Below are 25,010 nucleotides of genomic sequence, written 5' to 3' on the forward strand. Positions count from 1 at the left end.
ATATTGGACTCATGAGGTATGACATGACAATTGCAGGTCTCTGGATCGATGGCGCGTGGGTTCGATCGGGCGCGATCGGGGTATCCATCAACCCCTCGACTGGCAAGGAGCTCGGCCAATTCTACGACGGGGGGCACGCCGAGGCCGAGGCGGCGATCGCGGCGGCCCGCCGGGCGTTCGACAATACCGAGTGGGCGCACGACCGCCAGCTTCGCGCCCGCGCCCTGATGGAGCTTGCCGACCAACTCGAGGCAAGAGCCGAGGTCCTGATCAGCATGAATGCTCGCGAGACCGGCAAGACGATCCCGGGCGCGTCGCTCGAGGCTCATACGGCTCCAGCGACGTTGCGGCACAACGCGGGCCTTGCCCTCGCTCAGCGGGGCGGGGCGTCGGAGATCTTGCCGGGCGTCTTCGGCGTCTCGACCCACGAGCCGATCGGGGTCGCGGGATTGATCATCCCGTGGAACGCGCCGTTGGCGCTATGCGTGCGTGCGTTGGGGCCGGCCCTGGCGGCGGGATGCACGGTCGTCGTCAAGATGCCGGCCCAGACCGCCCTTACCAACGCCCTGATCGCCGAGGCTTTGGCTTCGACCAAAAGCTTGCCGCCGGGCGTGGTGAATCTGATCACGGAAAGCGGCAACGATTGCGCGATGCGCCTGGTCGAGTCGCCGCTTGTCGACGCTATCAACTTTACCGGCAGCACCAGGACGGGCAAGCTGATCGCGGCCAAGGCAGCCGAGAGTTTGAAGCGCGTCAGCCTGGAGCTCGGCGGCAAGACTCCGCTCGTTGTCTTCGAAGACACGGACATCGACGCCGTGGCGCCCGTCGCGGTCGCCGCCATCACCATGTTCTCGGGCCAGTTCTGCATGGCGGGATCGCGCATCCTGGTTCAGCGCAGCGTCGCCGATGCGTGGCGCACTAGGCTTGCCGCCATGCTGGAGGCGGTCGTGCTGGGGCCGGCCGACGATCCCTCCAGCCAGATGGGGCCGCTGATCGACAGGGCCAGTGTGGCGCGTGTCGACGCGCTCGTGCGCGAAGCGGCCAGCTATGGCCGCGTACTGGTTCGCGGCGGTGCCGTCGTCGAGGGAGCCTTGGCCGAGGGCTCGTTCTTTCGGCCGGCGATGATCGAGCCGTCCCGCGTCGACGTTCCGCTGGTTCAGCAGGAGATTTTCGGGCCGGTGCTGAGCTTCGAGACCTTCGAGGACGAGGCCGATGCCGTTCGCTTGGCCAACGCCACAGACTATGGCCTTGCGGCATCCGTCTTCACCCGTGATCTCGATCGTGCGCAGCGCGTGGTGCGAGCCATCAAGGCAGGCACGGTATGGGTGAACGGTTGGGCCACGCTCTCCGACAGCTACGAGGAAGGCGGGTTCAAGCAGAGCGGCATAGGTCGAGCCCGCGGCTCCGCAAGTCTTGAGGAATTCCAGGAGACCAAGACCACGATTCAGGTCGTCGCGTCCCCGGGGCATGGTAAAAGCGCTGCCGGGCATTGAGGTGGAAGAGGGGGCGGCGCTACGTGCGCAGGGAGTGCCGCTCGCTTTCGAGCCGCGCTCCGATCGTAGCCAGGTGTTGTTGCTGCTCGCCGGATAAGCGCTTTCAACTGGAATATCACGGTCCGGCAGGACCGACGCCGCTTCATTCGATGCCGGCGCGCGTCCGATCGCATCGAGATTGCGATTTGAAGCATGAGAAATTAATAAGATAAAAAAACAAATATTGATAATTAAATTATCGATCGATAAGTCAATCCTCAACTAGTCGATCGTTATCGCTTATCGCCATGCCTACCTATACAAAAACGATGGAGACAGGAAATGCGAATTCTGACGTGGTGTGCAGTTGGATTGCTTGCGTCGTTTGCGGTCAGCAAGTCGTGGGCTCAAAGCGCGGTGACGTTGTACGGTGCTGTCGACGCAGGGATATTCTTTACGACGAAATCCCCCGGAGGGAAGGGGCGGGATCTGCAACTCATGGATAGCGGGTTGTCCCCTTCCCGATTCGGGTTAAAAGGAGAGGAGGACATAGGTGGCGGCACGAAAGTAGGATTCGTGCTTGAGGACGGTTTCAGCGTGACATCCGGCAAGTTTTCGAACTCGAACGGCAATCTGTTCGGTCGCCGAGCGTTCATTGAGGTTCAAAACAACGACTATGGACGCTTCCGCGCAGGCGTTCAGTTTTCTCCATTTGCCATTGCGGAGATCCGATCTGATCCGCGGTCTTCGTCGCCTTATGAAACGTCCTTTACGGGAACCATAGCCGTTCCGTATGTTCAGCTGATCAAGATAAATGGGTTGTTCGATAGCAATGCGATTACCTATCTTACGCCGACGATTGCCGGCTTGGATGCTCAATTCGAATACGCGCCCGGGGGAGTGGCGGGTAGCTTCGACGCCGGAAGGCGGTTGTCAGCGGCTCTGAACTATAACCGCTATGGAATATCCGCGGATCTCGCCTATTACGAAGCGCGAGATCCGGTGCTCGGCGATGTGACCACAAGAGCGTGGACTGCCGGGGCGGGCTATACATTCGGGCCCGCGACGTTCCGAACTGCGTTCACCAACTTCAGGAACCCTTCAATCGATACTGCGCTGTCGAACGTGAGTGTCTACAGCTTTGGCGGCCGTACGAGCCTGGGCCCCTTCTGGGCTGTCAGTGCAGGAGTGTATGCATTATTCGATCGGAATGTGAAAGCCAACAAGGCGTTGCTGTTTGGTGCCGGGGTCGAGTACTACCTGTCGATTCGCACCACGTTGTACGCGCAGGCCGCGGTCGTCGATAACAAGGGCAACATGGGTACCGGTTTGGCTATCACCTCCGGCGTCGGCGGGCTGGCAGCGGGGACTGCGACAGGCGTGGGCGTCGGGATAAGGCATTTCTTTTGAAAAGTCAGGAAGGGAAACCAGGATTGTGTAAAGGCTCATGGAGCCTACATGCTCCATAAAATAAGGAATGAAGATGAAACCAGAACTAAGCGCGCAGGCGATCTTTTTTGCGGTCTGTTTTTGTGGCGGGGTCGCCTTGGCCCAGACGACGCCGGTCCAGCAAGCGTCCGATACGGCCATGTCCGAGCGACACCGATATGCGCATCCAAGTGCTGCTGACAAAGCGTTGGCTAATCAGATACACCGGCAACTCGTGCATACCAAAGGAATCGACGCATCCGAAGTGATGGTTGGCGTGAAGGACGGCACCGTGCTCCTGCGGGGCAGGCTGGATAACGCTGAGCAAAGAGAGCAAGTCGAATCCGTGGTGAAAGCGGTACCGGGCGTCAAGTCGGTGGATAACCAGCTGACGGTGCAACCAACAGACTGAACTGGCTTCGTGTTCCGTTGTTAGCTGTGCTTCACCAATCCCAGCGCTTGCGCGCGCGAGACAGCTTGAGCGCGTTTGTCGACCGCCAGCTTCGTAAAGATGCTCTTGACATGAGACTTGACCGTTTCAGGCGTGATGCCTAGCGTGCGCGCGATTTCCTTGTTCGATTGTCCTTGTGCGATCAATTCGACGATGCCGCGCTCTCGCGAACTGAGGCGGTCCCGTTCGGCTTCTCGATGCGGCTTGCTGCCGGGTTCGTGCAGCGCTCGCCAGCTTTCCAGCAGACGATCCAGCCAGGCCGTTGTGTCCTGCGTTCTGGCGTGGGTGCGGACGCTATCGCGCGCCAGCGTCAGCAGCGGACCGATCTCAGGCCCTTGATCGACGATGGTTTGGCAGACCCCGGCGGGCGCTGCGACCGCCGCGACTTCGAAAAATATCTCGAGCGCCCGCTCGCGATTGCCTGCGCTTAGCCATGCCAGCGCGAGGACGGTCCGGATTCGCAGCGCGAGATACGAACCATGAGGGCGTTCGAGACGTTCGAGCGCACCGTTCAAGAGTCCGACGGCTTCTTGTGCCTGATGCCGCCGCATCGCGAGATACGCGGCTCCGAGGTCCCGGTAGTTCTCGATTTCCGCCGATACCGGGGTGGGGCGCTTGGCGTCGGGCGCGGCCAACTGGCGAAGTTGAGCCACGCATGCTCCCGCTTCGGCAAACCTGCCTTCCACGAGATCGAGCCGGGCTCTTTCCGAAAGCGCGGCGGCGATCAGCCGGTTCCAGCCGCGTGCCTGACCGAGGGCCTGGGCACTGTCGAGCAAGGCATACGCGCGCGAAAAATTGGCGCGCGCCACGGCGATTCGAACGAGGATGCGATAGCAGATCAGCACGCTGTCGAGAAACACGGCAAGCTCGATGATCGGCATGAGCTCGACGAGCAACGCTTCCGCTTCGTCCAGCCGGCCTTGCTCATAGCGCAATTGCGCAATCATCGGGGCGCACAGCGCAGCCGCGATCGACTGCCGGCCCGAGTGCTGCTCGGCGAGCTCCATCGCTTCGGTGAAACGGCGCTCCGCATGCGAGAAGTGCAGCTGCTGCATTTCGACGTGGCCGAGCAGGCAAAGCCGATAGACCGAGGAGAAGATGCTGCGGTGGTCTTCGTCGGCCGAGTCGGGAATCCACGGTATCGCGTGCAGAGCCTCGAAATCGCCCGCTTTCCAATGGCCGAAGCGCGCTACGTTCGAGACCGCGTTGGTGGTCCAGGAATCGCGCGCCGGCCGGTCGAGATATTGCCCGGCGAGCAAGAGCGCCCGTTGCGGGTCGTCCTGCAAGGCGGCAAGCGCCGAGCGAATCGCGACACATTCCCAGTGCACGTAGTCGGCGTCGACGGACTTGTCCGCGGCATCGCGCTCGATCGAGTCCAGCAGCGGGACGGCTTCATCGAAGCGCATGGCGAGGACCGTGCCCCAGGCCGCCGCCAGCGTGACTGTGATCTGCGCGCGCATCAGATCGGATGGGAATTGACGCTGCCAGCCGACCAGGGTGAGCAGGTCGCCCGCTTTGAGAAGCGATCTCGCGCAGTGTTCCATGAGCCGGATGGCGTCGCCGGTCGCGCCGGCCGCAATGGCGTGCTTGACCGCATCGGTCCACTGGCGCTGCGCCGCGTACCATTGCCACGCGCGGCGATGCAGCTCGGCGATCTCCTCGTGGTGCCGCGCCTCCAGTTGACGTTGAAGGTACTCGGCCATGAGCGGGTGATAGCGGAACCAGTGCCCCTCCAGGTCCATCGGCTCCAGCAGCAGCTGGCGCGCGACGATGGCGTCGAGCATGGCCTGGCTCGGCCTGATGCCCGTGACCGCCTCGCAAAGCGGTGCACTCAGGCGGTCGAGTATCGCCGTGCGCAGCATGAATGCGAGCATCTCCGCAGGCAAGGACTGAAGGATGTCTTCGAGATAATCGGCAAGCGGCCTCGATGAACCGCTCGGCACGCTTGCCTTCCAGCCGCGCGGACGATCGTCCCGAGCCAGCACCGACGCGGAGATGCGCAACGCGGCTGCCCAGCCTTCGGTCGTCGCGAACAGCGACTTCATGTCCGTGGTGCGGAGCTTGCCTGGGCATTCGTGCTCGACGAAGCGGCGCGTCTCGTCGAAGTTGAATCTGAGCGTCGATGCGTCGATCTCCAGCAGCTCGTTGCGGGCGCGCAGCTTGCCGAGCGGAAGCGGGGGATCCGTGCGGGTGCACAGCACCACGTGGACCTGCGAGGGCAGATTGGCGATGAAGAGCGACATCGCTTCGTGAATCGGCGCTTCGCTGATCAAGTGGTAGTCGTCGATGAAAACGTAGACCTCGTCGTCTACGTCGATCAGCTCGTTGATCAGCGTCGACGCCAGCGCATTGGCCGGCACGAACGACGCTTCCGCGGTCAAGCCGATCACCGATGCGCCGACGTCCCCGCAGGCTTGCCGCAGCGCCCGCGCGAGGTGATTGAAGTATCGGGCGGGCTCGTCATCGTCGGCGTCGAGAGAGAGCCAGGCGACTCGCGTGCTATTCGTGCCGAGCGCATTGAGCCAGGTGAGCGCGAGCGAGGTCTTGCCGAATCCGGCGGGAGCCTTGATCACCGTGAGGCGCTTCTTTTCCGTCTGCGCGGCAAGAGAGGCGAGGCGCGGGCGATCGATCAAGCCCGTGGGCAAGCGCGGCGGGACTACCTTTGTGGCAAGCAGGACAGGTTGCCTCGTCGAGAGCATCGCTTCGGTCATGTCATGTCTGGGTTGCGTCGCGGTTTGACGTGTCACCAACCACCATGGGGCTCGATAGATAATACGCCAACCCATTCCAGGCGGCCTTGCCAAAGAGGGATAATCCTATTGCGGCGCACAATCCAGGGCACTAGGTAAAAGACCGGGTTTTTCAAAGCGGTCAATCTATTGCATTCGTAGGATTGGCGATCGACCAACGACCCATCCGCGTGATACCCGCATGCTCTCGCCCAGCGCCACCGTTCCCATCTCGCTCGTCAACGGCTTCCTGGCCGGCGCGCGCACGCAACCCGAGGTGATCCGCCGCTATCTCGACGAAGCGGGCATCGCGCCCGATCTGCTCGCGCGGCCCGGCGCGCGGGTCACGGAAGAGCAGTTCTCGACGCTGTACCGCACGCTCGCCATCGAGCTCGACGACGAAATGCCCGGCATCTTCAGCCGCCCGTTGCGCAGCGGCACGCTGAAGTTTCTCTGCTTGAGTCTGCTCGATGCACGCAACCTCGACACCGCGCTGCACCGCTTCGGCCAGTTTTTCCATATCGTTCTCGACGATTTCCATGTCGAGTCGCGCCGCGACGGCCACGTCGCCCAGGTCGCGCTGCGTCCGAACCCCGCGTATGGCCAGATCGGGACGCTCGGCCAGGAGCTGACGCTCAAGCTCGCACACGGCGTGTCTTCCTGGCTCATCGGCCAGAAGATTCCGCTGCTGCAAGTCGACTTCGCGTTTCCGCGTCCGCCGCATGCGCTCGATCACCGTTACTTTTTCTCGGGGCCGCTGCGCTTCGGTTGCGAGAGCACGCTGATGCGCTTCAGCGCGGACTATCTCGACATGCCGCTCAGGCAGAACAAGCGCAACCTGCGCAGCTTCCTCGCCCGCGCGCCCGGCGATTGGATCTTCGAATCGTTCAGCGAGCAGATGGTGAGCCATCGGGTGCGCCAGTATCTCGCCGCGAAGCTGCCCGACCTGCCGATCATCGAAGAGACGGCGCAAAAGCTGCATTGCTCGGTGCGGACGCTGTGCCGGCGGCTCGCCGCCGAGGAGACCAGCTTCCAGGCGCTCAAGGACGAGCTGCGGCGCGACATCGCGATCCAGCGGCTCGCCGATACGCACGACACCATCGCGCTCATCGGGGCCGAGCTCGGCTTCGACGATCCCAGCGCCTTTCATCGCGCCTTTCGCCAGTGGACGGGCAGCACGCCCGGCACCTACCGGACGCGCAACCGGCCCCCGGCGTGACGGGCCTCGCAGCCGCCTGAGCAGAGTGGCCGGATTTGTCACCATGTGGTCCGGTTTTGACAATTCGGACGGGGGACGTTGCTGCTACGATCCGCCGTACATCCTTTGCGCTTGGCTTTGTTTGCCACCTTGAGGCGAGCCGCAGCGCGCATGCCCCCGGTTTCGCCGGCCCGAATCGCCCTCACTGGAACGTCGATCATGAGCTACACCGCCCCCATCAAAGACATGCTGTTCGTGCTGAAGGAACTGGCCGGCATCGACGGCGTTGCGAAGCTGCCGGGCTTCGAGGAGGCGGGCTTCGATACCGCGCAAGCCGTGCTCGACGAATCCGCCAAGCTGTGCGGCGAAGTGCTGGCGCCGCTGAACGTCGAGGGCGACCGCAATCCGAGCAGCTGGCGCGACGGCGTGGTGACGGCGACGCCCGGCTTCAAGGACGCATTCCGCCAGTTCGCCGAGGGCGGCTGGCAAGGTTTGCAGCATCCGGCCGACTACGACGGCCAGGGTCTGCCCAAGCTGATCGCCACGCCGTGCATGGAAATGCTCAACGCGTCGAACCTGTCGTTCGCGCTGTGTCCGTTGCTGACCGACGGCGCCATCGAGGCGCTCCTGACCGCCGGCAGCGAAGAACTGAAGCAGCGCTACGTGCCGAAGCTGATCTCGGGCGAGTGGACCGGCACGATGAACCTCACCGAGCCGCAGGCCGGCTCCGATCTTGCGCTCGTGCGCACGCGTGCCGAGCCGCAAGGCGACGGCACCTACAAGATCTCCGGCACGAAGATCTTCATCACGTGGGGCGAGCACGACATGGCGGACAACATCGTGCATCTCGTGCTGGCCCGCACGCCTGACGCACCGGAAGGCGTGAAGGGCATTTCGCTCTTCATCGTGCCCAAGTTCCTCATCAACGACGACGGCAGCCTCGGCGCGCGCAACGACGTGCACTGCGTCTCGATCGAGCACAAGCTCGGCATCAAGGCGAGCCCGACCGCGGTGCTGCAATTCGGCGATCACGGCGGCGCGATCGGCTATCTCGTCGGCGAGGCGAACCGCGGCCTCGAGTACATGTTCATCATGATGAACGCGGCGCGCTTCGGCGTCGGCATGCAGGGCATCGCCGTCGCGGACCGCGCCTATCAGAAGGCGGCGGCGTATGCGAAGGAGCGGGTGCAAAGCCGCCCGGTCGATGGCTCCGCGAAGCAGGCGGTCAGCATCATCCACCATCCCGATGTGCGCCGCATGCTCGCCTCGATGCGCGCGATGACCGAAGGCGCGCGCGCTCTTGCATACGTCGCCGCGGCGCACAGCGACCACGCGCACCATCATCCCGACGAAGCGCAGCGCGCGCGCCATCAGGCGATCTACGAATATCTGGTGCCGGTCGTGAAGGGCTGGAGCACCGAGATGGTCAACGAGGTCGCGAGCCTCGGCGTGCAGGTGCACGGCGGGATGGGCTTCATCGAAGAGACGGGCGCGGCGCAGTTCTACCGCGACGCGCGCATTCTCGCGATCTACGAAGGCACGACCGCGATCCAGGCCAACGACCTGGTGGGCCGCAAGACCCTGCGCGACAACGGCGCAGTGGCGAAGGCGCTCATCGCCGAAATCGCGGGGACGGTCGAAGCGCTGGCGCAGATCGACGGTGCCGCAGCCGCATCGATGAAAGCCGGGCTGGAGAAGGGCGTGCACGCGTTGTCGAACGTGATCGACTTCGTGATCGCGAACGCAAAGCGCGACCCCAACGCCGTGTTCGCGGGCAGCGTGCCCTACCTCAAGCTCGCGGGCATCGTGCTGTGCGGCTGGCAGATGGCGCGCGCGCTCATCGTCGCGCATCGCGATCGCGCGGACGATCCCGCGTTCCACGACACGAAGATCGCCATCGCGCAGTTCTACGCCGAGCACATCCTCGCGCAGGCTGCGGGCATCGAAGCCTCGGTCGTCAGCGCGGACAGCCGCCATGGCGTGCTCGCGCTCGGCGAAGACCAATTCTAAGAATGGAGGAGAAGCAATGAGCAGAGAAGTCGTGATCGTCGGCGGCGTGCGCACCGCCATCGGCAAATTCGGCGGCAGCCTGAAAGACTTCGCGCCGACCGAGCTGGGCGCGCTCGTCGTGCGCGAAGCGCTGTCGCGCACGGGCGTGGCCGCCGCGGACGTAGGCCACGTCGTGTTCGGCAACGTGATCGCCACCGAGCCGAAGGATCTCTATCTTTCGCGCGTGGCGGCGATCGATGCGGGCATTCCGGAGACGACGCCCGCATTCAACGTCAACCGGCTGTGCGGCTCCGGGCTGCAGGCGATCGTGTCCGCCGCGCAAACGATTCTGCTCGGCGATGCGGATGTCGCGATCGGCGGCGGCGCGGAGAACATGAGCCGCGCGCCGTACCTCACGCCCGATGCGCGCTTCGGCGCGCGCATGGGCGATGTGCGCCTCGTCGACATGATGCTGGGCGCGCTCAACGATCCGTTCCATGCGGTGCCGATGGGCGTGACGGCCGAGAACGTCGCAAGCAGGTTCGGCATCTCGCGCGAGGCGCAGGATGCGCTCGCGCTCGAATCGCACCGCCGCGCCGAACGCGCGATCGCCGAGGGCCGCTTCAAGAGCCAGATCGTGCCGGTGGTTCGCACCGTCAAGGGCAAGGAAGTGGTCTTCGACACCGACGAGCACGTGCGCCACGATGCGACGCTCGACGACTTCGCCAAGCTCAAGCCGGTCTTCGCGAAGGAGAACGGCACGGTGACGGCCGGCAATGCGTCGGGAATCAACGATGCGGCGGCGGCCGTGGTGCTGATGGAGCGAAGTGTTGCGCAAGCGCGCGGGGCCAAGCCGATGGCGCGGCTCGTCGCCTACGCGCACGCGGGCGTCGATCCGCTGCATATGGGCATCGGGCCGGTGCCGGCCACGCGTCTCGCGCTCGAACGCGCGGGCCTTTCGGTTCGCGATCTCGACGTGATCGAGGCGAACGAAGCGTTCGCCGCCCAGGCGTGCGCCGTGACGCAGGAGCTCGGGCTCGATCAGGCGTTGGTCAACCCGAACGGCTCGGGCATCTCGCTCGGGCACCCGATCGGCGCGACGGGCGCGCTCATCGCGGTGAAGGCGCTTTATGAACTGCAGCGCATCGGCGGGCGCTATGCGCTCGTGACGATGTGCATCGGCGGCGGCCAGGGCATTGCGGTGATCTTCGAAAACCTTCAGTAAGCGCGCTGCCGCCGCAGCGCCTGCGCGAAGGAACGCACGAAACCCGGCCACGGCCGGGTTTCGTGCTTCAGATGCCGCTGGACCGATCTCAGAAGCGGTGACGCAGACCGATCGTCGTGGCCACCTGGCTGTCCGTCGACGACCGGCTCAGGCCGTTGATATCCGCCGTGATACCCGAACTGCCCGTGTCGCTGACGTGCTGATACACGGCCATCAGGTAGACGTCGGTGCGCTTCGACAGCGCGTACGCCGTCTGCAAGCTGACCTGGTTGTATTTCGGGCTCACGCCGTCGAGACGCGCATCGGTGAACGTGTAGGCGCCCGACACCGACCACGCCGGCGTGATGTTGTAGCGCCCGTTCACTTCGTAGTTCGTGAAGCGCGCGCTGCTGTTCGTCAGCGTCAAGCCGCTCGACGTGCCCGACGCCGATGCGCCGATACCGGTGGCGCCGTCGAGGTGGGTCTGCGTGAACACGAGGCCGACGACGGCGGGACCGAACGTGTAGTTCAAGCCCGCGCCGTAGGTGCGTTGGGTGGCGGCCGTGAAGGTGGTGTCGGCGGTGACCGCGCCGCTCGAATTCAGCGAGGTGCCCGAGTTGTTCAACTGCAGATAGCCGGCCGCCACATTCAACGGACCGTAGTTGTACGATGCGCCGAAGCTGTACGCGCGGTTCGTCGAGAACCCGCTCGATGAGTTCGAGAAACCATAGAGCGCGCCGAGCTTGAGGCCGCCGTAGTTCGCGCTCTGGTACTTGACCGAGTTGTTGATTCGGAACGAGTTGTCGAGGTTGTCGTTATCGAACGGGTGTGCGGCCATGGTGCCGCCGTAGCCGGTGCCGGTCAGCGCGAGCGGGCCCAGGTAGTCGACGACTGAGTCGTACTGACGGCCGAGGGTGACGGCGCCGTACTGATCGCTCGACAGGCCGACGAATGCCTGCCGGCCGAACTCGAGACTGTTCTGGCCGAGCTTGCCGCTCGTGATGCTAAAGCCGTTTTCCAACGTGAAGATTGCCTTCAGGCCGCCGCCCAGGTCTTCCGAGCCGCGCAGGCCCCAGCGGCTGCCGTTCACCGACCCGCTCGTTTCCTGGAAGTTGTGCGAGCCGCCCTGATTGCTGGTGTAGGTGATGCCTGCGTCGATCAAGCCGTACAGCGTGACGCTGCTCTGAGCATGCGCCGCGCCGGTCATGCCGAGAATCGCCAGCGAGAGGCCGGACATAGCGATCTTTTTCATCTTTTCTCCGTTAACCGACTATCGGTTGTTATTGAGATGCGGAGAATATCTCAAGGCTTTTCATCGATGGATTGAATGTTGTGTTTTTGCTGCATTCAGATTATTTCATTGTAATATTCAAATGAAAAGCGCAAATGGAAAGACAAAAAACGGGGCGCTCTCACTTGTGTGAGAACGCCCCAAGTGCCTGATTCAAAGACTCTTCTGGGAGATCAAGCACGGCCAGATTAGCATGGGTGCCGTCGAGTTTTGTTAATTTGATTCGTAATGATATTTCATTAACTTTCTTTCTGAATATTTGATTATTGCGGTTAATGATCGAAATCTGGGTTTTATAATTGACGCCTACACGATTTTCCGTCGGCAATTGTTAATCGAGGTTACTCCGCCTTACATCGGGAAATGAGCCGCCGGTCGGGCGGTGGACCGATCGCGCAAGCTGCGCGCAGGTCACACCCACAGCCGATACACCCAGAAAGATTCGTCCTCGATGAAGCGCTGGGTGAACTCGCTCGGGGAGAAGCCCGTGCTGCGCTTGACCGCGCGGCTCAGGTGGGCCTGATCGGCAAAGCCTTCGTCCTGGGCAATCGCGGCCCAATCCAGGGGCTGTCCGGTCTCGTAGCGCTCCCGTGCGTTGAAGAACAAGCCTTCCGTCTTGACGAGCGATTGCCACTCGCGCAGTGAGCGTCCGCTGTGCGCCTTGATGCGGCGCTCGACCTGACGCGGGCTATGCGTGCGCCGCCATTCGTGGGCCTGCCAGGCAAGGCGCTCGACCCAATAGCGGCCTGCCTCGCGCAGCGAGGACAGGGCGGAGCCGCCGCCCCGGAGGGCCCGCCAGCGTGCGGCGAGATGTTGTTCCAGCACGGCCAGCGACGCCGTGTCGCCATCGGCGGCGAGCAGCGCTTCGAGGAACGGCCGCCAAGTCTCCCCGAGCAGCTCGCCGGCCGGAACGATGCGGTCCTGGGCGATGGACAGATCGACGCCGAACAAGGCCTGCGCCGCATCCGCGGCAAAACACACCATGCCCCCGCGCCCGCTGTTCGGCGCCCAGCACACGGTAGGGCGGGACTGGCTGCCCGAAATCGTGACCGCCGTACCGAATGGGCTCCATAGCGGGCCGCCGTCCACCTGCTCCACGAGTCCCGCATCGAGCCCTTGGAACCACGAAAGACACACGCGCGGTGAGGCTGGGAAGTGGGACAGGCGTTGAGCGTCGCTCAGTTCGAAGCCGCGCGTATCCCGGCAGAGAATTGCCACGATCGCGCCTTGCAAGGCCGGCGGCGCGAGATAGAGCCGCGAGTGAGGGCCCCGGCTGCCGCTCGGCACGCGGGGCGCGCGCGTGGAGGGATCGGGGCATTGCGGGAAGGCGGGCAAGGGCTGGGAGGACATGACCGCGCAGTATAGGCAGGGGGCGTGGGCCTGTCGATGTCGTTTGCGTTCAAGACAGGAGGCGCTGGTTGGCGAATCATGCCGACATACGACTGCTCCGTCACTGAGAGATGCCCATGAACTCGCCATCCTCCTCCCGTTGCCCGTTTCATCGAGATGCGCCGTCTTCCGCGACGGCACTTCATCCGCCCGGCATGTGGCCTCCGGGACCACCGGCTGGCCTGACCGGCTGGCGTTTGCTGAACAGGATGTCGCGCGACCTGCTCGGCACGCTGGCGGCCTGGAAGCAGGAGTTTGGCGACGTGGTGCATCTGCGCATCTGGCCGGAGCATGAGGTCGTCGTCGCCGATCCGCAGCTCGCGCGCGAATTGCTCGTCACGCACCACGACGCGTTGGTCCGGTGGGAGCGCGGCATACGCGTCTTCTCCCAAGTGCATGGGCACAGCGTGCTGGTTTCCGAAGGCGAGGCGTGGCGCGGCAAGCGGCACGCCTTGCAACCGAGTTTTTCGCCGAAGGCGACACAAGCCTTCGTGGCGACGATTGCCGCCGCTACCGGGCAGGCGCTCGCGCAGTGGCCGAAGGACGATCCGCGCTGGCCGATCGAAAGCGCATTCACGTCGCTGACCATGGAGGTGATCCTGCAGATGATGTTTTCGAGCAGCATCGGCCAGGACGCGCGCATCGCGGAACACGCCATCCGAGTGGTCAGCGCGGCGGCCAACGCCGAGTTCTACTGGCCGGCGAGCTGGCCCGACTGGGCGCCTTGGAAACGCGCCAAGCGGCAAGCCGTGGCGGACCTGAACGGCTTGATCGACAGGCATCTGCAAACGCGCTTGAGCCTGCCCCGCGAGGCTTGGCCCGACGATCTGCTGACGCGGCTTCTGCAATTGCACGGCGATGCGCCGTCGCAGTGGCCGCTGCAAGCCGTGCGCGACGAATGCATGACGACGTTCCTGGCCGGACATGAAACCACCGCCGCGACGCTGGTCTGGTGGGCCTGGTGCATGGCGTCGAACCCGGCGGCGCAAGCGGCAGCGCGGGATGAAGCGCAGCGGGTTCTGCAGGGCGCGGCGCCGACGGCGGACACGCTCCCGTCGCTGCCCTACCTGTCCCAGACGCTCAAGGAGACGCTGCGCCTCTATCCCGTCGCCCCCGTGCTCATCAGCCGCCGAAGCACGAGGGCCATCACGCTGGGCCCGTGGCAGTTGCCCGCGCGTACGCTGTTCATGCTGCCGGTGCAACTGATGCATCACGACCCGCGATGGTTTCCGGAGCCCGGCGCGTTCCGGCCCGAGCGCTTTGCGCCCGAGGCGCCGGAAGTGCCGCGCGGTGCCTACATGCCGTTCGGCACGGGCCCGCGTGTTTGCCTCGGACAGCACTTGGCCACGGCGGAGATGACGGTCATCGCGGCGATGGTGTTGCAGCGATTCACGTTGTCGGTTGCCGTCGGGACGGCGTCTCCGCGCCCCGTGCTGAATGTCACGCTGCGGCCGGATCAGCCGATGCATTTGGCGGTCGCGCCGGCCGGCTCCGGGGTTATGTAGCGGACGCGGAAAGCGGCGAGGGTGTGCGGTCTGAACGGTTTGGTTAAAATTACCCGACTGAACGGCCGGTGACGATGGCGGCGATGCGGCGCAAGGCGCCGCGTGCCGGCTGGCCGAAACCGCAACAGAACGTTTTTTGCCCTCGGAGACTGGAATGTCCGCCAATCCCCCGCTGTCCAACGACGCCCCCGCCGCCGATCCGGATGCCAATCCGCTCGGCATGGCGGGCCTGGAGTTCGTCGAATTCGCGGCGCCGGTGCCCGAGGCGCTCGCGCAGCGTTTCGAGCAGCTCGGCTTCAAGGCGATCGCGCGGCACGTCAGCAAAGCCGTCACGCTGTACCGGCAGGGTCAGATGAACTTCCTGATCAATGCGGAGCCCGACTCCTTCGCCGCTCGCTACGCCGAGGAATACGGCATGGGCGTGTGCGCGATCGGCATCCGCGTGGACAACGCGCGGCGCGCGTTCGAGCGGGCGCTCAGGCTGGGCGCGTGGGCGTTCGAAGGCGAGCGTGTCGGGGTCGGCGAGCTGAAGATTCCGGCCATCCAGGGCATCGGCGATTCGCACCTCTATTTCGTCGACCGCTGGCGCGGCCGCGGCGGCCAGCGCGGCGGCGTGGGCGATATCTCGATCTTCGACATCGATTTCCGGCCGATCGACATCGCCACCGCCCATGCGGACCTCGATTGCGTGGGCACCGGGCTCGTCCAGGTCGATCACTTCACGCAGACGGTCGGCGAAGGGCGCATGCAGGAATGGCTCGATTTCTACCGCGATCTGCTGCATTTCCGCGAGATCCACGAGATCGACGCGACGTGCGATGTGTCGGACGATTCGCGCGTGATGGTCTCGCCGGGCGGCGCGCTGCGCATTCCGGTCTACGAAGAGGGCTCGCTGCTGACCGCACAGATGCACGCCTACCTGCCGGGCCACCCAGGCGAGGGCGTGCAGCACATCGCGCTTGCCACCGGCGACATCCTGTCATGCGTCGATGCGCTGCAGGCGAACGGCGTCGAGCTGATCGAGCCGCCCGCGCGTTATTACGACCAAGTCGATGCGCGTCTGCCGGGACACGGCGTGGATCTGGACGCGCTGCGCCGCCGCGCGGTGCTGATCGACGGCGAGATCGGCGCAGACGGCGTGCCGAAGCTGTTTTTTCAGACCTTCATCAAGCCGCGGCCCGGCGAGATTTTCATCGAGATCGTCCAGCGGCAGGGGCATCATGGGTTCGGCGCGGGCAATCTCGCGGCGCTCGCCCGCGCGCGCGCGGCGGGTTAAAGCGTTGTAGACGCGCATTCACCAAAGCCCGTTCTCCAAGGCTTCATTGCCTGTCAATCAAACGTGCCGGCGGCAATCCCGGCACGCCACTGCTTCGTCGGCCCCGCTGAATTTCCCTGAGCCGCGCATTGCGCGGCGCCTTCCTGCCTGACCTGTGCGCGAGCGGCTTTTCCCCATAAAAGCCATTCATACCGTTCATTTTTGTCCCGAATTTGACCGCGTACGGCAGCACTCCTATCGTTGGCTCCAAGTCGCTTTGACGTGTATCGCCACCCTGCCGATTGCGCTTGCAACGAGGCAGGCACTTCCACTTCATGCTTGCCCGACACCATGAATCCTGACGCGATAGCCCCGCTCGTTTCCCCTTCGACTCATCGCCCGACGAGCGCGCTTCGCCGCGCGGTCACGACGGCGGTGCTCGGCCAGATCCTCGAGTGGTACGACTTCTTTCTCTACGGCACCGCTGCCGCCTTGGTGTTCGGCAAGCTGTTCTTCCCTGTCGGCACCGATCCGCTGACGGGAACGATCGCCGCCTTCGGCGGCTTTACGGTCGGCTTCATCGCGCGCCCGATCGGCGGCGTGCTGTGCGGCCACATCGGCGACCGTCACGGACGCAAGACGGTCATGATGCTCACGCTGCTGACGATGGGCATCGCGACCGTGTGCATGGGCCTGCTGCCGACTTACCAGCAGATCGGCATCCTCGCGCCCGTCCTGCTCGTGCTGCTGCGCGTGCTTCAAGGCCTGGCGGCGGGCGGCGAATGGAGCGGCAGCATTCTGCTGATTTACGAGAATGCGCCCGCCTCCAAGCGTGGCGGGCTGGCCGCGTGGAGCCCCAGCGGCGCGGCCTTCGGTTTCGTGCTGTCCACCGGCGCGTTCATGCTCGTGAAGACGCTGCCGCCCGCGGACTTCCAGAGCTGGGGATGGCGCGTGCCGTTCCTCGCCAGCGCGGCGCTCGTCGCGCTCGGCCTCTGGATGCGCCGTTCCGTCGGCGAAAGCGCGGAATTCTCCGAGAGCCGCGCCGCGCATCGCGACGCCCGCATGCCGATCGTCGAGGTCTTGCGCCGCTGCCCGCGCCAGGTGCTGACGGTGTTTGGCTTGCGGTTCGGCGAAGGCGGCGCGTCGTATGTCTTCTTCGCTTTCTCGATCGCATACGGCCAGTTTCTCGGCCTGAAATCGTCGTGGGTGCTCGGCGGGCTCACGGTCTCCATGCTGCTGATGATTCCCGTCGCGCTCGCGATGGGACGCCTCACCGACAAGGTCGGCCGCAAGCCCGTCTATCTCGCCGGGGCGATTGCGATGGTGCTGGTCGCCTACCCTTACTTCGCGCTGCTCGAATCGGGCGAGCTGTGGAAAGTGATGGCGGCGCTCATCCTCGCCAACAGCATCACGCTCGGCATCCTCGAAGGCGCGCAGCCCGCGTTCATCAGCGAATTGCTGCCCGTGCATCTGCGCTTCTCGGGCCTCGGCATCGGCCGCGAAATCTCTTCCGTGCTCGGCGGCGGGCTGTCGCCGATGATCGCCACGGCGCTGCTGGCCCATTACCGCAATGCGGCGCCCGTCGCCATTTATCTCGTCGCACTCGGGCTGGTGACCGTGCTGGCCACGTGTCTCGCGCCGGAGACCTTGCCGAAGCCGCTGAGGCCCGGGGCCAAGCAAAGCGTTCAAGGCGACGCCTGATAACGACGTCGCGGCAAAAGCGGCAATCCGCACATCGCTTCAACCATCCATCGAGGTACCGAATCATGCAAAGCGTCCAACGCGCGAGCGTTTCGACCTGGGCTTATGACGCCCGCGAGGCCAACGCGAACACCGACTATCCCGAGTACCCTGGCCCCATCCCGCTCGACGTGCTGATCGAGGAGATCGAGCGCCGCAGGGACGAATTCGACCGGCTGTCGCACGTTCCGCGCGACATGATCGCCAAGATGAAACGCGCCGGCATTTTCCGGGCGAGCACGCCGCGCCGGTTCGGCGGCGATGCCTTGCCGCCGCCGCGCTTCCTCGAAATGCTCGAGCGGCTGGCGATCGCCGACGGATCGGTCGCGTGGGTCGCCGCGTTCGGGTCGGCGAACACGTACCTGGCCGCACTGCCCGTCGAAACCCAGGAGCAGATCTACGCGTCCGGGCCCGACCAGGTCTTCGCAGGCGGCCTCTATCCGCCGCAAAAAGCGGCAGCGGCGCCGGGGGGCTACCGGGTCAGCGGCCGATGGCGCTTCGCAAGCGGCTGCAAAGGCGCGGACTGGATCGGCGTGGGCATCGGCGCAGCGCCTGCTGACGCGGGCGGAACCGGCGTCGGAAAGCCGTTCACAGCGGTCTTCCCGGCAAGCGAGGTCGAGATCGTCGAGAACTGGAACGTCGTCGGCATGCAAGGCACCGGCAGTCACGATCTGCGCCTGCAGGACAAGTTCGTCGACGCCCGCTGGACATTCTTCCGCGGCAGCGAAGCGCTGATCGACGAGCCGCTCTACCGCTATCCCGCCGTCGCCTATCAGGCGCAGGTGCACGCTGCGGTCAACGTGGGACTCGCGCGCGCCGCGCTCGATCTGCTGACGGAGATGTCGGGCGTGACGCAAACCACGACGGGCGCGCCCCGTCTGGCCGACCGCGCGTACTACCGCTCGGGCCTCGCGAAAGGCGAGGCGAACTGGCGCGCCGCGAGAGCGTTCTTCTTCGAATCCGCCTACGCGGCGTGGGAAACCATCATGGCGGGCGACCCCGTCACACCGGCGCAGGCCAACCTGCTGCGGCTCAGCGCGACGCACGCGGCGCAGGTTTGCGCCGACGTCGTGATGCAGGCCTACCAGATGGCGGGCATTGCCGCGATCTACCGCGAAAACCGTCTGCAGCAACTGGTTCGCGATTCGATCGTCGTCACACAGCATGCGTTTCTCGGCGAGGGCACCTACGACGCGTCGGGGGCGCTGTTCGTCGGCATTGCGCCTGTCGTGACGCCGTATCCCTGAGCGCAGCCGCAGCCTCGCCATAGGAGAAAGGAGCCGGACGAGATGGAGAACGACGAATCCAGACGACAATTCCGCGACGCGATGGCGTGCCTGCCGGCCGCCGTCAACGTCATCACGACGGACGGGCCGCACGGCCGCTGCGGCATGACCGCCACCGCGGTCTGCTCGGTGACCGACACGCCGCCGACGATGCTCGTCTGCATCAACCAGACGAGCTACGTGCACGGCGTGCTGTGCGAGAACCGGAACGTCTGCATCAACGTGCTCGCAGCGGAGTGCCAGGAGCTTGCGCGCAGCTTCGCCGGCATGACGGGGGGCTCGATGGCCGAGCGCTTCGATCGATGCGCCTGGGAGCACGGGAGCCTGGCGGTGCCTGTGCTGTCCGACGCGATCGCCAGCCTCGAAGGCGAGATCGTCGACATCAAGACCGTGGGATCGCACTCGGTCATGTTCGTGCGCATCGATCATATTTCGATGCGAGGGGGAGGCGACGGGCTGATCTATTTCGGCAGGCAGTTCCATCGGCTGGCGCGGCCAGGCGAGATGGTGTCGCCGGTTGCTGTTGCGAGTCAGGGGGAATGAGCGTGGAGGCGTGTCTCTTTCTGATTGGCGGCGGCCCCGGCATCGATGTCGGGGCGTTGAGTTCCGCCGCACAGGAGATCGCGGGACTCAAGCGCTTCGTGTTTCATTGCCGCGATGAATCGCCGAGCGGCGATCCTTTTCTGAAGTCGCCCGCGAATCATCCGAACCTGGTTTTCCAGTGGTATTTCGACGATCTGGGTCTGCTCGAGGCGGCGCTGCAACGTCAAGGGGCTATTCAGTCCGCACTTGAAGTCGCCGCTCGGATGCTCTTGGATCATGGCGCATTCGTGCAGCAGGTCATGGCGGTGCGCAAGCTCAAAGCCGAGGACGGACAGGCACCGGCCGAGCGCTGCACCTACCTCGTCAGCTACGAAGGCGAAGCGGACGATTTCAACGCGTGGCTCACGCATTACATGACGCATCATCCGCCGCTCATGATGCAGCTGCCGGGGCTCCGCGAGCTGGAGATCTATACGCGCGTCGACTACCGGACGGGCCTCGCCTTTGCGCGCGCGGCCGCGATGCAGCGCAACAAGGTGGCGTTCGACGATTTTTCCGCGCTGTCGGCAGCCCTGGCCTCGCCGGTCCGCGCGAAGATGAAAGCCGATTTCGACGCCTTGCCGCGATATCGAGGCGACGCCCTCCATTACCCGATGCACAGCATTTACGGTAATCTGCCGGCGAGCTGACCGATCGACGCAAACCGGTATCGAAGGCCATGACCAAGGCGAACCAGAGCATTGCCGATCTGAATCTGCTGCGCGTGTTCCTGACGATATGGGATCTGCGCAGCCTGACCGCCGCGGGCGACCGCCTCGGCCTGACTCAGCCGGCCGTCAGCCATGCGCTGCGCCGGTTGCGGCTGATGTTCGAAGACCCGTTGTTCGTGCGCACGCCTTCGGGCATGGTGCCCACCGACGCGGCCCAGCGCCTCCATCCTCCGCTCACGCAGGCCTTCGCCATCATCAACCTCGCGGTGCAGCAGCTGTCGAAGTTCGATCCGTCGACGGCCCAGCGTGTATTTCGCGTGTCGATGTCGGACATGTCCGAGTTCTACTTTCTTCCGCCGCTTGCCGCCATGCTGGACCGGACCGCGCGCGGCATCCGGATCGAGATCGCCAACGTGCCGGTCGAATCGGTGAGCGCGGCCATGCGCGGCGGGGAGATCGATCTTGCGCTCGGCTACGTGCCCGGCCTCGACGCGGGCTGCGTGAGCCGGACCTTGTTCGTCGACGAACATGTCTGCGTCGTGCGCGCCGGTCACCCGTTGAAGAAGCGCAAGCCCACCAAGGAGGATCTCGCCGGCTTGCGCTACGTCTACGCCAGCACGAATGCGACTGGGCACAGGATGGTCGAGCAATGGCTTTCCGAATTGAACCTGAAGCGCGATATCGTGCTGCGCTTGCCGCATTTCGTGGTCGCGCCGGAGATCGTCGCCCATACCGACCTCGCCGTGATTTTTCCGAAGAGCATCGCGCAGCGCTTCAATCGCAACAAGGCTTTCCGCATCCTGCCGCTGCCGTTTGCGCTGCCGCCGATCGAGATTCAGGTGCACTCGCACACGCAGTTTTCGGCGGACCCGGGCATCGCGTGGCTGCGCGACGCGATCTACGGCATGTTTCATCTCCCGGGCGCGTAGCGCCCCCGCTAATCGCCCTCAGCTCAACCCGGCGGATTCCCGGTATCGGCGCGCCTGGCCCTCGATCCAATCGCGAAACACGGTCAATGCCGCGTTGTCGGACTTGCGCTCCGGATAGATGAAGTAATAAGAGCGATCGCTCAGCTGTTCATACTTGACCACCTGCGCGAGGACGCCGCGCCGCAGCTCGTCTTCGATGAGCAGTCGCGGGATGAGCGCGATGCCGATGCCATGCACCGCGGCTTCGGCGAGCATCGAAAAGAGTTCGAACTTTGGGCCCGACATGTCCCCTTCGATCTGGAGGCCTCGCGAGGCGAACCAGTCGCGCCACGCGTAGGGCCGCGTGCTCTGCTGCAGGAGCGGGTAGCGCTTCCAGTCCGTGGGCGCGAGCCGCGTGCGCGGCGCGATGAGGGACGGACTGCATACGGCGATCAGGCTCTCGCGCATCAGGAACTGCCCCTCCGTTCCCGGCCATGCGGCGACACCCGCGTGGATCGCCGCATCGAACTCCGTATCGTCGAACAGGAATGGCCGCGTGTGCGCGGTGAGATTGACGGTGATGTCCGGATGCTCGCCGATGAAGAGCGGCAGCCTCGGCAGCAGCCACTTGGTCGCGAACGTCGGCACGACGGCGAGCTCGAGCGTTCCGCCGTGGCCGCCCTTGGCCATGATCTCCAGCGTGTCCTGCTCGACGCCGTCGAGACGGGAAGCGACTTTGCGGCTATACGCGAGACCCGCTTCGGTCAGGGTCACGCCGCGCCGGTCCCGGCGAAACAGCTTGACGCCCAGAAAATCCTCCAGCGAGCCGATCTGCCGGCAGACCGCGCTTTGCGTGACGGCCAGCTCGTCCGCGGCCTTGGTGAAGCTCTGATGGCGCGCCGCGGCCTCGAAGGCGGATAGCGCGGCGGTGGAGGGGATTTTTCGGCGCATGGCGCGGGCTCATACGAGGGGTGGCTGATTTGTGCGATTTTCGCACAGGTGGGTGCGAACAAATCGCTTGCGGTGGCGTATGGGCATCGTTAGATTAGCCGCACGACCCACTTCTCGCGAGTATGAAATGAGTAATCAGCACAAGTCGGCATCCTTCCAATGGGACGATCCGCTGCTCCTCGACCAGCAATTGACCGAAGACGAGCGCATGGTGCGCGAATCGGCTCGGGCGTATTGCCAGGAGCGTCTCGCGCCGCGCGTGCTCGAGGCGTTTCGCCATGAAAGCACCGATCCGGCGATCTTCCGCGAGATGGGCGGGCTGGGGCTGCTTGGCGCGACGATCTCGGAAGCCTATGGCGGCGCGGGGCTCAACTACGTCTGCTATGGGCTGGTGGCGCGAGAAGTGGAGCGCGTCGATTCGGGGTACCGCTCGATGATGAGCGTGCAATCGTCGCTCGTCATGGTGCCGATCGAGGCGTTCGGCAATGAGGCGGCCAAGCAGAAATACCTGCCGAAGCTGGCGAGCGGAGAGTGGATCGGCTGCTTCGGCCTGACCGAGCCGAATCACGGCTCCGATCCGGGCGGCATGGTGACGCGCGCGAAGAAGGTGCCGGGCGGATACCAGCTTACGGGCAGCAAGATGTGGATCACCAACAGCCCGATCGCCGATGTGTTCGTCGTCTGGGCGAAGGACGACGAAGGCGCCATCCGCGGCTTCGTGCTGGAAAAGGGCTGGAAGGGGCTGTCGGCGCCCGCCATTCACGGCAAGGTCGGCCTGCGGGCTTCGATCACGGGCGAGATCGTCATGGATGAGGTGTTCTGCCCTGAGGAAAACGCGTTTCCGGAAGTCCGCGGCTTGAAGGGGCCGTTCACCTGCCTGAACAGCGCGCGCTTCGGCATTGCCTGGGGCGCGCTGGGCGCCGCCGAGGATTGCTGGCATCGCGCGCGCCAATATGTCCTGGATCGCAAGCAATTCGGCAAGCCTCTGGCGGCGAACCAGCTGATCCAGAAGAAGCTCGCCGACATGCAGACGGAAATCACGCTCGGCCTGCAAGGCTGCCTGCGCCTCGGACGCATGAAGGACGAGGGCACCGCCGCGGTGGAGATCACTTCGATCATGAAGCGCAATTCGTGCGGCAAGGCGCTCGATATTGCCCGCGTCGCGCGCGATATGCTCGGCGGCAACGGCATCAGCGACGAGTTCGGGATCGCGCGGCATCTCGTGAATCTCGAAGTCGTCAATACGTATGAAGGAACGCATGACATTCACGCGCTGATTCTCGGCCGCGCCATCACCGGCATCGCCGCTTTCTGAATGAAGCCAAGGCCATGAACGACACATCGCAACAAGGGGCGCTGGCGGGCCTGCGCGTGCTCGACCTGTCGCGCGTGTTGGCGGGTCCCTGGGCTGGCCAGCTGCTCGCGGATCTCGGCGCGGACGTGGTCAAGGTCGAACGCCCCGGCGGGGGCGACGACACGCGCGCCTGGGGGCCGCCCTGGCTGAACGACGCCGACGGGCAGCCAACGGGAGAGTCCGCCTACTATCTCAGCGCCAATCGCAACAAGCGGTCCGTCACGATCGATCTCAGCGAGCCCGACGGGCAGCGTCTCGTGAAGCAGCTGGCGAGCAAGGCGGACGTCCTGCTCGAGAACTTCAAGGTCGGCGGACTCGCTCAGTACGGCCTCGACTATGCGAGCCTCAAGGAAGCGAATCCGCGGCTCGTCTATTGCTCGATCACGGGGTTCGGCCAGACCGGGCCCTATGCCGCGCGCGCCGGCTACGATTTTCTGATCCAGGGCATGGGCGGATTGATGAGCCTGACCGGGCGCGCCGATGGCACTGAAGGCGAAGGCCCGCTGAAGGTGGGCGTGGCGCTGACGGACGTCATGACCGGGCTTTATGCGACGGTGGCGGTCCTTGCCGCCTTGGCGCGCCGCGAGCGCTCCGGCGAGGGACAGCATATCGATCTGGCGCTGCTCGACGTGCAGATCGCCTGCCTCGCCAACCAGGCGGCGAATTACCTGGTTGGCGGCATGGTGCCGCGACGCATGGGCAATGCGCATCCGAGCATCGTGCCCTACCAGGATTTCCCGACGGCCGACGGATACATGATTATCGCGGTCGGCAACGACGGCCAGTTCGCCAAGCTCTGCAATTCGCTGGGCAGGCCGGAATGGTCGGGGGATGAACGTTTTGCGACGAATCCGCAGCGCGTGAAGCATCGGGACGCGCTGATCGCGCTGATTCACAGTGTCACGGTGAGCCGCACTACCGCTGAGTGGGTCGCGGTGATGGAAGCGGCGGGCGTGCCATGTGGCCCGATCAACAGCCTCGACAAGGTGTTCGCCGATCCGCACGTGCAGGCCCGCGAGATGCGCATCGAGATGCCGCATGCGCTTGCAGATCATGTGCCGCTGGTCGCCAACCCGATCCGGATGTCCGAGTCGCCGGTGCAATACCGGCGCTCTCCGCCCACGCTCGGCGAGCACACGGAGGACGTGCTGCATGGCTGGCTCGACATGACCGAGGGGGAAATCGCCGATCTGCATCTCAAGAAAATCGTATGACGCGCACGGGCGAAAACATGAATCTGATCGAGCAATACGGCCCGCGCGAGTCGATGGAGTACGACGTCGTGATCGTCGGCGGCGGCCCCGCGGGGCTCTCGGCGGCGATCCGCCTGAAGCAATTGGCGGCGGAAAAGGGCGTCGAGATTGGCGTCTGCGTGCTGGAGAAGGGCTCGGAGATCGGCGCGCATATCCTCTCCGGCGCGGTGATGGACCCACGAGCGCTGAATGAGCTGATGCCCGACTGGAAGGAAAAAGGCGCGCCTTTGAACGTCGAAGTGACCGAGGACCGCTTCCTCTTTCTCACCGAGACAGGCGCCGTCAAGACCCCGAACTGGGCGCTGCCGGACAACTTCAAGAACCACGGCAACTACGTGATCAGCCTCGCCAACG

Annotated in this window: 20 protein-coding genes; 16 read left to right on the forward strand and 4 right to left on the reverse strand. The window is 64.7% G+C overall.

Annotated elements, in window-relative coordinates; translation table 11 throughout:
* Nucleotides 1-23 precede the first annotated feature (23 nt).
* From FAZ69_RS29720 to FAZ69_RS29730, 3 genes are all read left to right on the forward strand, one after another.
* Nucleotides 24-1,493, forward strand: a complete 1,470-nt coding sequence (locus FAZ69_RS29720; RefSeq protein WP_136898663.1) for an aldehyde dehydrogenase family protein — start codon at nucleotides 24-26, stop codon at nucleotides 1,491-1,493.
* 330 nt (nucleotides 1,494-1,823) lie between these two features.
* On the forward strand, nucleotides 1,824-2,882 hold the full coding sequence (locus tag FAZ69_RS29725) for a porin (protein WP_439654814.1): 1,059 nt from the start codon (nucleotides 1,824-1,826) through the stop codon (nucleotides 2,880-2,882).
* Between the two features lie 73 nt (nucleotides 2,883-2,955).
* The gene (locus FAZ69_RS29730) at nucleotides 2,956-3,312 is read left to right on the forward strand and encodes a BON domain-containing protein (protein ID WP_169708811.1); all 357 of its coding nucleotides are present in this window, start codon (nucleotides 2,956-2,958) and stop codon (nucleotides 3,310-3,312) included.
* Between the two features lie 20 nt (nucleotides 3,313-3,332).
* On the opposite strand, the gene FAZ69_RS29735 is transcribed toward FAZ69_RS29730, so the two are convergent.
* A complete protein-coding gene (locus tag FAZ69_RS29735) occupies nucleotides 3,333-6,062 on the reverse strand; it encodes a winged helix-turn-helix domain-containing protein (RefSeq protein WP_136898666.1) in 2,730 nt (909 codons plus the stop codon).
* A gap of 220 nt (nucleotides 6,063-6,282) precedes the next feature.
* Between FAZ69_RS29735 and FAZ69_RS29740 the strand changes: the two genes are divergently transcribed.
* The 3 genes from FAZ69_RS29740 to bktB all read left to right on the forward strand — a co-directional run bounded on the left by FAZ69_RS29740 (nucleotide 6,283) and on the right by bktB (nucleotide 10,492).
* Nucleotides 6,283-7,299 (forward strand): AraC family transcriptional regulator, encoded by a 1,017-nt coding sequence (locus FAZ69_RS29740; RefSeq protein ID WP_136898667.1) that lies wholly within the window; start codon nucleotides 6,283-6,285, stop codon nucleotides 7,297-7,299.
* Nucleotides 7,300-7,497: 198 nt separating this feature from the next.
* The gene (locus FAZ69_RS29745; RefSeq protein WP_136898668.1) at nucleotides 7,498-9,288 is read left to right on the forward strand and encodes an acyl-CoA dehydrogenase; all 1,791 of its coding nucleotides are present in this window, start codon (nucleotides 7,498-7,500) and stop codon (nucleotides 9,286-9,288) included.
* Between the two features lie 16 nt (nucleotides 9,289-9,304).
* The gene (gene bktB / locus FAZ69_RS29750) at nucleotides 9,305-10,492 is read left to right on the forward strand and encodes a beta-ketothiolase BktB (RefSeq protein ID WP_136898669.1); all 1,188 of its coding nucleotides are present in this window, start codon (nucleotides 9,305-9,307) and stop codon (nucleotides 10,490-10,492) included.
* An 88-nt stretch (nucleotides 10,493-10,580) separates the two neighbouring features.
* Here bktB and FAZ69_RS29755 read toward each other — a convergent pair whose 3' ends face one another.
* Together FAZ69_RS29755 and FAZ69_RS29760 are read right to left on the reverse strand one after the other, a co-directional pair.
* Nucleotides 10,581-11,723: a porin gene (locus FAZ69_RS29755; protein WP_136898670.1), complete on the reverse strand. Its 1,143-nt coding sequence runs from the start codon at nucleotides 11,721-11,723 to the stop codon at nucleotides 10,581-10,583.
* Between the two features lie 450 nt (nucleotides 11,724-12,173).
* Complete coding sequence (locus FAZ69_RS29760; RefSeq protein ID WP_136898671.1) at nucleotides 12,174-13,112, reverse strand: helix-turn-helix domain-containing protein; 939 nt, start codon at nucleotides 13,110-13,112, stop codon at nucleotides 12,174-12,176.
* A gap of 116 nt (nucleotides 13,113-13,228) precedes the next feature.
* Between FAZ69_RS29760 and FAZ69_RS29765 the strand changes: the two genes are divergently transcribed.
* From FAZ69_RS29765 to FAZ69_RS29795, 7 genes are all read left to right on the forward strand, one after another.
* Nucleotides 13,229-14,656 carry a cytochrome P450 gene (locus tag FAZ69_RS29765; protein ID WP_136898672.1) on the forward strand — a complete coding sequence of 476 codons (1,428 nt, stop codon included), beginning with the start codon at nucleotides 13,229-13,231 and terminating at the stop codon, nucleotides 14,654-14,656.
* 154 nt (nucleotides 14,657-14,810) lie between these two features.
* On the forward strand, nucleotides 14,811-15,932 hold the full coding sequence (locus tag FAZ69_RS29770; protein WP_136898673.1) for a 4-hydroxyphenylpyruvate dioxygenase family protein: 1,122 nt from the start codon (nucleotides 14,811-14,813) through the stop codon (nucleotides 15,930-15,932).
* Nucleotides 15,933-16,262: 330 nt separating this feature from the next.
* Entirely contained in the window at nucleotides 16,263-17,612 is a 1,350-nt protein-coding gene (locus FAZ69_RS29775; RefSeq protein ID WP_136898674.1) for an MFS transporter, read from the forward strand.
* Nucleotides 17,613-17,677: 65 nt separating this feature from the next.
* Nucleotides 17,678-18,898, forward strand: coding sequence for an acyl-CoA dehydrogenase family protein (locus tag FAZ69_RS29780; RefSeq protein WP_136898675.1), 1,221 nt, complete (start codon nucleotides 17,678-17,680; stop codon nucleotides 18,896-18,898).
* Between the two features lie 42 nt (nucleotides 18,899-18,940).
* Nucleotides 18,941-19,480, forward strand: a complete 540-nt coding sequence (gene hpaC / locus FAZ69_RS29785) for a 4-hydroxyphenylacetate 3-monooxygenase, reductase component (protein WP_136898676.1) — start codon at nucleotides 18,941-18,943, stop codon at nucleotides 19,478-19,480.
* Nucleotides 19,477-20,169: an EthD family reductase gene (locus FAZ69_RS29790; protein ID WP_136898677.1), complete on the forward strand. Its 693-nt coding sequence runs from the start codon at nucleotides 19,477-19,479 to the stop codon at nucleotides 20,167-20,169. The genes hpaC and FAZ69_RS29790 overlap by 4 nt, the downstream gene beginning before the upstream one ends.
* 29 nt (nucleotides 20,170-20,198) lie before the next feature.
* Nucleotides 20,199-21,119: a LysR family transcriptional regulator gene (locus FAZ69_RS29795; protein WP_136898678.1), complete on the forward strand. Its 921-nt coding sequence runs from the start codon at nucleotides 20,199-20,201 to the stop codon at nucleotides 21,117-21,119.
* An 18-nt stretch (nucleotides 21,120-21,137) separates the two neighbouring features.
* On the opposite strand, the gene FAZ69_RS29800 is transcribed toward FAZ69_RS29795, so the two are convergent.
* Entirely contained in the window at nucleotides 21,138-22,049 is a 912-nt protein-coding gene (locus tag FAZ69_RS29800; protein ID WP_136898679.1) for a LysR family transcriptional regulator, read from the reverse strand.
* A 127-nt stretch (nucleotides 22,050-22,176) separates the two neighbouring features.
* Between FAZ69_RS29800 and FAZ69_RS29805 the strand changes: the two genes are divergently transcribed.
* The 3 genes from FAZ69_RS29805 to FAZ69_RS29815 all read left to right on the forward strand — a co-directional run.
* Nucleotides 22,177-23,364 (forward strand): acyl-CoA dehydrogenase, encoded by a 1,188-nt coding sequence (locus FAZ69_RS29805; protein WP_136898680.1) that lies wholly within the window; start codon nucleotides 22,177-22,179, stop codon nucleotides 23,362-23,364.
* A 14-nt stretch (nucleotides 23,365-23,378) separates the two neighbouring features.
* Nucleotides 23,379-24,617 carry a CaiB/BaiF CoA transferase family protein gene (locus tag FAZ69_RS29810; protein WP_136898681.1) on the forward strand — a complete coding sequence of 413 codons (1,239 nt, stop codon included), beginning with the start codon at nucleotides 23,379-23,381 and terminating at the stop codon, nucleotides 24,615-24,617.
* Nucleotides 24,618-24,634: 17 nt separating this feature from the next.
* Nucleotides 24,635-25,010: NAD(P)/FAD-dependent oxidoreductase (locus FAZ69_RS29815; protein ID WP_136898682.1), on the forward strand; the 376-nt coding region annotated here is incomplete at its 3' end.

The organism is Trinickia terrae (assembly GCF_005144415.1).
Classification (GTDB): Bacteria; Pseudomonadota; Gammaproteobacteria; order Burkholderiales; family Burkholderiaceae; genus Trinickia_A; species Trinickia_A terrae.